Source organism: Fructilactobacillus sp. X2R1C1 (assembly GCF_059901435.1).
Map to the genome: position 1 here is coordinate 1 of NZ_JBWXUV010000175.1, position 230 is coordinate 230.

Below are 230 nucleotides of genomic sequence, written 5' to 3' on the forward strand. Positions count from 1 at the left end.
GTTCATCGCAATACGAGGAACCAGGTTCGCCACTGCTCCGGCATCCATTTGGATCACATCCAGTAACTTGAGACCACGCAGGTCACCTGGCATGGGTTTGCGCAGGGCAAGGTGTTTCATCTTGCCGCCACCGACCGCGACATCTAGCGTGATCACTTTGTCGGCACCAGGGAACTCCACCGGCCTCACTTCGGTTACTTCTTCCAGCTCAACGGTCAGGTCTTTATTTT

Annotated in this window: 1 protein-coding gene; it reads right to left on the reverse strand. The window is 54.8% G+C overall.

The genetic code is table 11. From position 1 onward, the window contains the following. Positions 1–230: hypothetical protein (locus tag AC6UDG_RS07940; RefSeq protein WP_500707026.1), on the reverse strand; the 230-nt coding region annotated here is incomplete at both ends.